Annotated in this window: 12 protein-coding genes and 1 tRNA gene; 6 read left to right on the forward strand and 7 right to left on the reverse strand. The window is 63.3% G+C overall.

Annotation, left to right across the window (positions count from 1 at the left end; all coding sequences use genetic code 11):
• Positions 1-395 precede the first annotated feature (395 nt).
• Positions 396-623 carry a hypothetical protein gene (locus AC630_RS11910; protein WP_074118725.1) on the reverse strand — a complete coding sequence of 76 codons (228 nt, stop codon included), beginning with the start codon at positions 621-623 and terminating at the stop codon, positions 396-398.
• A gap of 119 nt (positions 624-742) precedes the next feature.
• Here AC630_RS11910 and AC630_RS11915 point away from each other — a divergent pair, with 119 nt between their 5' ends.
• Complete coding sequence (locus AC630_RS11915) at positions 743-1066, forward strand: recombinase family protein (RefSeq protein ID WP_283808409.1); 324 nt, start codon at positions 743-745, stop codon at positions 1064-1066.
• A gap of 329 nt (positions 1067-1395) precedes the next feature.
• Here the strand turns inward: AC630_RS11915 and AC630_RS45365 are convergent, their stop codons facing one another.
• Together AC630_RS45365 and AC630_RS11925 are read right to left on the reverse strand one after the other, a co-directional pair.
• Positions 1396-1572, reverse strand: coding sequence for a hypothetical protein (locus AC630_RS45365; protein WP_167561175.1), 177 nt, complete (start codon positions 1570-1572; stop codon positions 1396-1398).
• Positions 1573-1590: 18 nt separating this feature from the next.
• Positions 1591-1664: transfer RNA gene (locus tag AC630_RS11925), tRNA-Gly, on the reverse strand.
• A gap of 173 nt (positions 1665-1837) precedes the next feature.
• On the opposite strand from AC630_RS11925, the gene AC630_RS11930 reads away from it, so the two are divergent.
• The 5 genes from AC630_RS11930 to AC630_RS11950 all read left to right on the forward strand — a co-directional run bounded on the left by AC630_RS11930 (position 1838) and on the right by AC630_RS11950 (position 4866).
• Positions 1838-2416 (forward strand): methylated-DNA--[protein]-cysteine S-methyltransferase, encoded by a 579-nt coding sequence (locus AC630_RS11930; protein ID WP_074118745.1) that lies wholly within the window; start codon positions 1838-1840, stop codon positions 2414-2416.
• Between the two features lie 9 nt (positions 2417-2425).
• Positions 2426-3265 (forward strand): helix-turn-helix transcriptional regulator, encoded by an 840-nt coding sequence (locus tag AC630_RS11935; RefSeq protein WP_074118728.1) that lies wholly within the window; start codon positions 2426-2428, stop codon positions 3263-3265.
• Between the two features lie 55 nt (positions 3266-3320).
• Positions 3321-3680 (forward strand): VOC family protein, encoded by a 360-nt coding sequence (locus tag AC630_RS11940; RefSeq protein WP_074118746.1) that lies wholly within the window; start codon positions 3321-3323, stop codon positions 3678-3680.
• A 140-nt stretch (positions 3681-3820) separates the two neighbouring features.
• Entirely contained in the window at positions 3821-4219 is a 399-nt protein-coding gene (locus AC630_RS11945) for an SRPBCC family protein (RefSeq protein ID WP_074118729.1), read from the forward strand.
• Positions 4220-4389: 170 nt separating this feature from the next.
• Positions 4390-4866, forward strand: coding sequence for a hypothetical protein (locus AC630_RS11950; protein WP_074118730.1), 477 nt, complete (start codon positions 4390-4392; stop codon positions 4864-4866).
• A gap of 50 nt (positions 4867-4916) precedes the next feature.
• On the opposite strand, the gene AC630_RS11955 is transcribed toward AC630_RS11950, so the two are convergent.
• The 4 genes from AC630_RS11955 to AC630_RS11970 form a co-directional block, all read right to left on the reverse strand.
• Positions 4917-5474 (reverse strand): hypothetical protein, encoded by a 558-nt coding sequence (locus AC630_RS11955; RefSeq protein WP_074118731.1) that lies wholly within the window; start codon positions 5472-5474, stop codon positions 4917-4919.
• A gap of 192 nt (positions 5475-5666) precedes the next feature.
• Entirely contained in the window at positions 5667-7112 is a 1446-nt protein-coding gene (locus tag AC630_RS11960) for an MATE family efflux transporter (RefSeq protein WP_074118732.1), read from the reverse strand.
• Between the two features lie 167 nt (positions 7113-7279).
• Complete coding sequence (locus tag AC630_RS11965) at positions 7280-8332, reverse strand: hypothetical protein (RefSeq protein WP_074118733.1); 1053 nt, start codon at positions 8330-8332, stop codon at positions 7280-7282.
• A 105-nt stretch (positions 8333-8437) separates the two neighbouring features.
• The gene (locus AC630_RS11970) at positions 8438-8845 is read right to left on the reverse strand and encodes a PAS domain S-box protein (RefSeq protein WP_074118734.1); all 408 of its coding nucleotides are present in this window, start codon (positions 8843-8845) and stop codon (positions 8438-8440) included.
• Between the last annotated feature and the right edge of the window lie 137 nt (positions 8846-8982).

An 8982-nucleotide genomic window follows, 5' to 3' on the forward strand; every position in this document is an offset into this window, starting at 1 on the left:
ATCTTCGCTGCTTCGGCGTGAAATTCAAGAAATGTTAGACTCTGCAATGGGTCAGAACAACTGACTTAGTCCAAAGCGAGACCATCAGTGCGCTGCCACAGATGATACTCCTTACTAATCAGGCGAAGGCTTCTTCGATGCTCCGTCTTCCGCTCCCGCAGCAGGCAACTTTTTGTACTCGTCAAGAATAGCCGATGCAGGCTTGCCTCGTGCATCGAGACTGGCCGCCCATTCCTTAGATGCGCCGGCGAGCTTTGCCTTGATCTGATTGGCGGCGTCATCAGCACGACGTCGAATGTTATGCCTGCGTCTTTCAGGTGGCGATAAGTTTGGGCTTGCTGTGATCCCGGCGCACGAGTTCAAAATCGTGGCTTCAGACTCTTCGTCGATTGCCTTCAGAATATGTTCGGGAGGCTTGTTCCCGGACTCTTGGTCGAGAGGTGGGCGGTGACGCACGGGGTTCTATTAGCCTGGTTTGTACGGGCGATTCGCCCCTGAGCTTCGTTCGCTTCCTCCTCAGCCAGCAGCTTTTGAATGGTCTTGCGCTCGCTGTCGGTCGTCTTGGGATCCGCGAGTCTTCGTTTGAAGAGAGCGATGTTCTCGCTGTGGATGTACCGTTCCAAGCCGGTCCTCCTGCCTGTTCTGGAGGTGTCATGTCACGGTCCGTAGCTTAAGGGGGCTCATTGGGCGATAGGGCGAATTGACCTAATGGGGGCACACCACGCATCGGCCTCGCGAGCTGCTGGACCTGATCGAGCGCATCGGCAAGACCAGCGCCGCCTTCCGTAGCCTCGGAGATCCGCTATTCGACACCTCCTCCTCGCAGGGGCGGTTGTTGTCCACCCTGCTAGCAGCAATTGCCGAGTTTGAGCGCGACCTGATGCGCGAGCGCACCGGAGAGGGTCGGAAGCGCGCCATGGCAAGAGATGTGAGGTTCGGCCGCAAGCCGAAGCTGTCAGACTTCCAACGCAAGGAAACGCTCCAGCGCCGCGCTGCCGGCGAGACGCTGGCCGAGATCGCGAAGAGCTACGCTGTCGACATCAGCATGATATCGCGACTTAGCTGATCTCGATCTCGATGCTCAGTTCAGTACCCTGACTTGGCCTTTGCGCCGCTGGTCGCTTTTCCGGTCGTCGTTCCAGTCGACATGCCGGTCGTGGTGCCTGGCGCCATCTTCTTCCCTGCATGGTGAACTTTGTGGGTCGTCTGGTGTGACGTCGACATAGCGCTTGTGGCTGTTGGAGCGACGCTTAGTCCGATGGCCACAGCTCCCACAATGAGTGCCTTGAGCATGGCAAACCTCCAGTTGGCCTGCCCCGGAAGAAAACCGACGGATCGGTGAAAAGTTCAATTTTACGCCCGATTGCCGCCATCCGTCGCCGCGGCGACGAAGTTCTACATCGCAGGCTTCAGCGAGCGCGAGATCGCCGAGACGTTGGCATGAGAGGAGGAGTCGGTGGCGAAGATCATCCGGCGATACGTCGGCCGGAACGCCGCCATCAAGGCGCGGATCAGGAAGCTGGAGGCCAGAGAGTGAACAAATCCTGTAAAACCGCTTGCAAAACCGTCCATCACATTTCGGCTAAGTGCTGGAGCGGGCGAAGGGAATCGAACCCTCGTATGCAGCTTGGGAAGCTGCCGTTCTACCATTGAACTACGCCCGCGGATGTGCGCTCCGCGCCCACCCTGATTAGCCGAGACGGCGCCTCGCGCCAAGCGCTTTGGCGTGCCCGGCCGAACGGTTGTTAACGTCCTGGCAAGATTCCAGGTGCGCCGGATTGTGGCGGTGTTATGATCTTGGGTCTGGGGAGAGACGTGCACTGAGTGGGGCGTGTGCATGGTGGGGCGTGCTTACACGACATTCGACACGGCCATAGGGCGCTGCGGCATCATTTGGAGCAGCACCGGCGTGGTCGCCGTGCAATTGCCGGAGGCGCGGGAGATCGACACTCGCCGCCGGATTTTTGCGGTCCATCCCGAGGCGCGGGAGCAGCGGCCGTCCGACAATGCCGAGCTTGCGATCGAGGGCATCGTGGGCTTGCTGCAGGGCGGCGATCCTGATTTTTCCGAGGTCAGCCTGGATGCCGGCGGCGTGCCGGCCTTCCACCGGCGCGCCTATGAGGCAACCTGCGCCATCCCGCGTGGGGAAACGCGCACCTATCACGAGATCGCCAAGATGCTGGGCGCTTCCGGCGCCACCTACTCTGTGGCGCAGGCGATCGCGAAAAACCCCTATATGCTGATCGTACCCTGCCACCGGGTGCTTGAGGCCAGCAACTACCCCGACCGACTCTCGCCTTACGGCGGGATGATCTCCAAGCGACGGCTCCTGGCGCTGGAGGGCGCCCATCCGATCGCCAGCAAGACGCTGTTCGAGGTGTTGCTGCCCGTTGCCCCGCCAGGGCCGTCCACCTAGATAGGTGGCATGGACGCCACCACGCTGCTGACGACCCCCTCGATGATCGTCTCCGAGTTTCGCTGCGATGCGGGGCCGGACGACAGGCCGTTTGCCGAATGCCGCACCGGCCATTCCATTGCCTATGTCCGCTCGGGCAGTTTTGGCTGCCATTGCCGCGCCGGCTTCTTCGAGCTGGTGGCGGGCTCGATGCTGGTCGGCGCGCCCGGCGACGAATACACCTGTACGCATGAGCATGTCAGCGGCGACGTCTGCCTGTCCTTCTTCCTCAGTAAGGATCTCGTCGATGCTCTCGGGGGCCGTCGCGAGATCTGGCAGGTCGGCGCGACACCGCCGCTGCCCGAGCTGATGGTGCTGGGGGAGCTGGCCCAGACGGCAGCAGATGGCAACAGCGATCTCGGTCTCGACGAGGTCGGCCAGATCCTTGCCAGTCGTTTCATCGAAATTGTATCGGGCAAGGCGCGCAAGCAGGATACGCCCACCGCGCGCGACCGCCGCCGCGCGGTGGAAACCGCGCTGTGGATCGACGACAACTCGCATGCCGAGGTCGACCTCGAACAGGCCGCGCGACGGGCGGGTTTGAGCCCGTTCCATTTCCTGCGGCTGTTCTCGAGCGTCCTCGGCGTCACCCCGCATCAATATCTGGTGCGCTCGCGCCTTCGGCATGCGGCGCGCCTGCTCGCCGATGACGACATCGCGGTCACCGACATTGCCTATGACGTCGGCTTCGGCGACCTCTCCAATTTCGTCCGCACCTTCCACCGCGCCGCCGGCGTGTCGCCGACGAAATTCCGCCAGGCCTCGCGGGGGGAGCGCAAGATTCTCCAAGAGCGGCGAGCCCTCAACTGACTAGGGTCGTTTCCGGCGCGCGCCACTCACGGTGCGCTTTGCAATGGAGACGATCATGTATGACCACATTGGCCTTCGCGTTACCGACCTCGACGCCGCCACGCGCTTCTACACCGCAGTGCTGGCGCCGCTCGGCTATGTCCTTTGCTCCAGCGGCGACGGCTATGCCGGCTTTGGGCCGAAGGGCGAGCCGGCGCTCTGGCTGCACCTGAACAAGGGACGGCAGGCCGACGGCGCGCACATCGCCTTCCGCGCCAAGGACCACGATGCGGTCAAGGCGTTTCACAGCGAAGGGCTGAAGAGCGGCGGCCGCGACAATGGCGGCGCCGGCCCGCGCAAGGATTACAGCCCGACTTACTATGCGGCGTTTTTGATCGATCCCGACGGCAACAATGTCGAGGCGGTTTGTGCGTGAGCGTCAGTTGCGTACGAGATCTCGTAGGGTGGGCAAAGCGAAAGCGTGCCCACCAATTGCTCGCGACAATGCGATGAATGGTGGGCACGGCGCTACGCGCCTTTGCCCACCCTACCAATACTGCATTTGAGGAAACTCTTATGGCCTCCATCCACAACGACATACCCCTCCCCGTCCCAGCCCGTGATGTCTGGGACGCGGTGCGGGATTTCGGCGCGCTGCATCAGCGGCTGGTGCCGGGCTTCGTCACCGCGTGCACGCTCGACGGCGATGCACGGATCGTCGCGTTCGCCAACGGCTCCGTCGTACGCGAGGTGCTCGTCGATTGCGACGATGCGCGGCAACGCCTGGTCTATGCCATCAACAACGAGCGGCTGAAGTATTACAGCGCTTCGGTGCAGGTGATCGCCGAAGGCGAGACGAGGTGCCGGCTGGTCTGGATCATCGACATGCTGCCGAACGAACTCGCGGCTTACATCCAGGGACAGACAAAGGAGGCCGTGTCCGCCATGCACAGGGCGTTTCCGCCAGCCGCCTAGGCTTTTGTTGAGCATGATCTTTTCGGAAAACCGCTGCACACTTTTCCGGATCATGCTCGCGCCTGCGTGACTTTTCTCACAGAGCCGTCTCCTCCTCCGTCCTAACCATGGCTGCGTGCGTCCCGTTGGCTCCGCTCTCCCGGCGAAGCCACGCACGCGAGGAGCATGCCATGAGAGGTGCTGACAAGGTGATCTGCCAGGCAACTGCTGTGCTGCTGTTGTTGTCGATCTCAGGCGCGCCGGCGAAGGCGCAGTTCCTCGGCGGCGGCGGAGGTGCCGGCGGCGAGGACATGATGACCCAGATGGCGCCAATGCTGGAGATGATGAAGGCGAAGATGGGCAAGCGCCGCTTCGCCATGCTGATGCAGACCATGGGCCCGATGATGAGCCGCATGATGGAGAACGGCGGCGGCGAGCTAGGCGGCGGCAATTTCGGCGGCGGTTTTGGCGCGCCGAATTATGGCGGCTACGCGCCGATGGGCGGAGGCGTCACCATGCCGACCGGGATCGGCGGCATGGGCGGCGGCGATATCATGGGCATGCTCGGTGGTTCCGGCGGCGGCGACATGATGGCAATGATCCCGCAACTGATGCGGCTCGCCAATGTCGGCGGCGGTGGCGGCCATCGCCGCCACAAGCATCGCTAGAGCGCGGCGGCGTGCAGTCGCCGCGCCAAGCGGATGATGCGTCGCTGATATCAGATCCGATCGTTGATGAGGATGCCGGACAGCGAAGGATCGTTTGCATTCTTCGGGTCGCTTGATCGCGTCGCGCTATAAGTCGGATCCGCGAGCGAGCTCTTCAGCAGCTCAAGAAATTGTTGAAGCAGGTCCACCGCCGAGCTGCCGCTTGACGAACTATCCGGGCCGTTGGCGGGAGGAGTCCCGTCGGATGGCGGCGGTCCGCCTGCTCCGCCCGGTCCACCTGCCCCACCCGATCCATGGGAGAGCGCTGCCTTGAAAATACCTTGCAGCTCGGTGGCCTGCTGGTCGGTTAGCTTGCCCGCCGAAACTTCCTGCTGGATGAGATCATCGATCTTCGACTTGAAGGCTTCAGGCGATGATTTGCTACCGCTGGACTGATCGCTCGCACTGCTTGATTGCAAGGCGGTATCAATGTCGCTGAGCGCGGACGCCAGCGCCGACTGATCGGACGAATTGACCGCACCTGAACTGACTTCCGCTTGCAGTCCATCTTGTAGTCGCTGCGATGGTGATGCGTGGTGGTGGGAGGAGAGCGCCGAAATCGAGGTCATGCTGGCTTTCCGTGCTTTTGGTGGACTCGATCTGACGTTGTCCCCAAGAGCTGGCGCGGAGCATTCGGCAAAGACCAGCTCCGGTTACTCGAAGTTGCCAAAGGGCGGCCAGAAACATTCAGAAACAAAAATCTGGCAAGCCGACTTCACCCACCTCAGAAGCGTGCACCTGCGCCTTTATGCGTACACGTCTCAGTCCGTCGCGGCCGAAAGAGCCGGTCTGATTGCGGGCTTGCTCTCGCGCGGTCCCCATCGTGTCAGCACCACGCTGGAGCACGAGAGGAGGCCGAGCACGACCATCGAGCTTGCAGCCAGCCAGAAGAAGCTCCGCGCGGTGGCGTCATGCGTGGACAGCCACCAGCCGCAGGCGGCGATGTAGATGAGACGCGCGGTCTGCGCCAGCACCGGGCCGATCACCTTCGCCGCGCCTTGCGAGGAGAAGTACATCGTCGAGGCAAGGCCAATAAAAGCGTAGAATGGCGCGACCGTCGACAGATATTGGTGGCTAGCCGCGCGCACGGTCACACTGTCCGTAAAGATGTTGACCCAGAGATCGGGGAAGATCGCGACCAGACATGCCGGCGCGCCGACGGCAATGAAGGCGCTCGCACCTGCGATCCAGGCGATGCGCCGGGCGCGCGCGATGCGGCCGGCGCCGACCGCCATGCCGATCATCGGTACCGAAGCGATGCCGAACGAGAACGCGATCGAGGTCAGCAGGAATTCCAGCCGTGCGCCGATGCCATAGCCGGCGAGGATCGCAGTTCCGAACTTCGCCAGCATGTGGGTGAAGATCGAGATCGTCAGCACCGATTGCAGCGGCGAGAAACAGGCGATCGCACCGACCTTCAGGATGTCGAAGAACATCGCCCATTGGACGCGAAGTCCGCGCAACCTCGGCACAACGCGCGCGCGCCCCGAAAACAGGTACCAGCCCATCACGCAGATGTTCATGGAGTAGGCGATCAGCGCGCCGGCGGCGACGCCGCGCATTCCGAGTTGCGGCACCGGCCCGAGCCCGAGCCCCAGCGTGCCGCCGAGCACGACCTGCCAGACCGCGGAGTTGAGGATCAGCAGCGACGGCAGCTTCATGTTGCCGGTGCCGCGCAGCACGCCGGCCATGGTGTTGAGCAGCCAGGGCAGCACGGCGCCACCGAAGAACACCTGGGTGTAGGCGACCGCATGCGTGAGCACATCGCCGCGGCCGCCGAGCAGCTCAAGCACGCGCCGCCCGAAGACCAGCATGCCCAGCATGAAGACGAGGCCGAAGGTGACGCCGATCAAGAGCGCATGCGCGGCAAGCGTGCCGGCGCGCTCGCGATCGCCGGCGCCGAGCGCACGTGCGATCGACGAGGCCACCGCGCCGCCCATGGCGCCGCCCGACATCGTCATGGTCAGGATCACTGTCGGAAATACCAGCGCCATCGCGGCCAGCGCCTCGACGCCGAGCCGGCCAATATAGGAGGTCTCGGCGATCACCACGCAGGTGCCGGCGGAGAGCGCGACCACGTTGGGCCAGGCCAGCCCCACCAACGTGCGCAGGATCGGCCCGTCGGTCAACGCGCTCTTGACCGGTCGCGGGGGCGGCGGCAGCGGACGTTCTTGTTCATCGACCGGGATTTCGGCGATGTCGGACATTTCCTCTCCCGGGCACAAGCGCCATTTGCGGCGCGGCAATGACTAGGTGTGCCAATCAATTTCTTCGCGCGAAAGGCGCGGCGAGAGGCTTGTTAGCACGGTGCGCGCCGATTCCTCCTGCGCCAGGTGCAGGCGTGCCCTGCGGCAGCGCATTTCAACAGGTGGAATTACCCGATGGTCCAGACCAGCGGCGGGCGGCCGCCTGACGTCGGGCGCAGATGCACGCCGATGTGCCGACCGCATCCCGCGGCCAGCCCTTCGAACAGACCCTCCAGCACCTTAGCGCAGGCGCGGTGATAGTCGGCGACATCGTCCATCAGCTTCCAGCTCTGCTGGCGGATTTCGAACGTGCCTTCGGATTGCGAGGTCTCGGCGGTATCGTCCTGCGCGGCGAACAGGGCATTGAGGAACGATGCGAATTCGCGCGCACCGCCGCGGTTCATCGCGAGCGCGGCTGCGACCTCGTCGAAATATTGCATGCCGATCAGCTTGCCGGTGAGGTGCAGGAGATAGCCGGCATCCTCCGGCCCGAACAGCTGCACCATCACGGGCGCGGCGGTGCGCACATATTCCATCGCGTAGTTGCGATAGGCTTTTTCGAGCCGCGGCTTCGGCCAGCTCGAGACAGGCAGCGCCGGCGCAGTCTTGGCGTCGAACAGCGGCGCTTCCAGATGTCGCGAGAACACCAGACGCTGGTCGAGTTCGAGCGGATGGTCGTATTGAAAGTAGTAGCCTTCGAGCCCGTCCTGGCCGTCGACGCTCTGCTTGGTGCAGACGAAGCCGAGTCTGGTATCACCGAGCGCGACGCCGTTGTTGGCGTGCCAGCCGCGCAACATCGCGCGCGAGACCTCGCCCGGTACGCCGCAGATCGCAGTGCCCCTCCAGATCCAGCGCGGCGGCGGATAGCGGATCCAGGCCTTGGCGTCGCTCTCATACATGTATTCGACATGCACGCCGCCGATCCAGTTGGAGAGATAGTGATATTGTGCGGCGGCCACCGCCGGTGGCAGATGGCTGAGGCCGAGCTTTTCGAGCCCAGGCAGAAAGCGCTCCTGCTGCTGGCGGCGGAACACGCGGAAGACGAATTCGGCCGCATCCGCGGTGCCGCGCCGCGTGACCACGGTGAGGATGAGGCCGGTGAAGTAGGCATGATAGAGATCGGCGACCCCGCGCCAGCGCTTCCATTGGGCTTCCTGCGCAGAATCAGCTGTCGCGGTCATGTTCGCTCCCGATCGTTGTGTTGATCGAGTGTGTCACTGCACCCGGTGACAGGCAACCTGACGCTGATGCAGGGCGCCCTGCATGACGGCGCCGTCAATTCCGCATCACGAATTTTGTGCAGCTTTGGCGGCTCGCTCACGCTCGACGCGCTCGGTGACGTCGCGCGCCATCGCGACCGATCCGAGCACCGTGCCGTCGGCATCCCGCACCAGCGCGAAGGTCATTTCGATGTAGAGCTTGCGCCCGCTCTTGTGCAGCGCGCGGGTGAGCGTCGGCCGGCCCGCGAGCTTCATGCTGCCGCTCGCAATCGCGGCCTCAAAACCCTTCCAGTGCGCGGCCCGCAGATGTTCGGGAACGATCAGATCGAGATTTTGGCCCAGCGCTTCGTCCGCCGAAAAACCAAACAAGGCCGTCGATGCACGATTCCAGCGCACGATCGTGCCGGAGCGATCCGAATAGATCAGCGCGTCCGCGACGTCTTCGACGATCTTTGCATCGAGTTCATCTGTCATCTCATCACCTTGCGCGGAATGTAGATGGGGTAACGGGCTCCCTGCGGCCTTCAACCAAGCCGCGCTAGCTACGGCGCTGTTTGATGCGCGCGTCGCGCGGCTTGGTTGGAAGGCAAGCGGTCGTCCCTCACATTGAT

Source organism: Bradyrhizobium sp. AS23.2 (assembly GCF_001908185.1).
Classification (GTDB): Bacteria; Pseudomonadota; Alphaproteobacteria; order Rhizobiales; family Xanthobacteraceae; genus Bradyrhizobium.

Coding starts and splice junctions, on each gene's coding strand:
- AC630_RS11955 (WP_074118731.1), bottom strand. CDS start 5,474: ATGACCTCGATTTCGGCGCTCTCCTCCCACCACCACGCATCACCATCG.
- AC630_RS11960 (WP_074118732.1), bottom strand. CDS start 7,112: ATGTCCGACATCGCCGAAATCCCGGTCGATGAACAAGAACGTCCGCTG.
- AC630_RS11935 (WP_074118728.1), top strand. CDS start 2,426: ATGGACGCCACCACGCTGCTGACGACCCCCTCGATGATCGTCTCCGAG.
- AC630_RS11930 (WP_074118745.1), top strand. CDS start 1,838: ATGGTGGGGCGTGCTTACACGACATTCGACACGGCCATAGGGCGCTGC.
- AC630_RS11970 (WP_074118734.1), bottom strand. CDS start 8,845: ATGACAGATGAACTCGATGCAAAGATCGTCGAAGACGTCGCGGACGCG.
- AC630_RS11945 (WP_074118729.1), top strand. CDS start 3,821: ATGGCCTCCATCCACAACGACATACCCCTCCCCGTCCCAGCCCGTGAT.
- AC630_RS11950 (WP_074118730.1), top strand. CDS start 4,390: ATGAGAGGTGCTGACAAGGTGATCTGCCAGGCAACTGCTGTGCTGCTG.
- AC630_RS45365 (WP_167561175.1), bottom strand. CDS start 1,572: ATGGACGGTTTTGCAAGCGGTTTTACAGGATTTGTTCACTCTCTGGCC.
- AC630_RS11940 (WP_074118746.1), top strand. CDS start 3,321: ATGTATGACCACATTGGCCTTCGCGTTACCGACCTCGACGCCGCCACG.
- AC630_RS11965 (WP_074118733.1), bottom strand. CDS start 8,332: ATGACCGCGACAGCTGATTCTGCGCAGGAAGCCCAATGGAAGCGCTGG.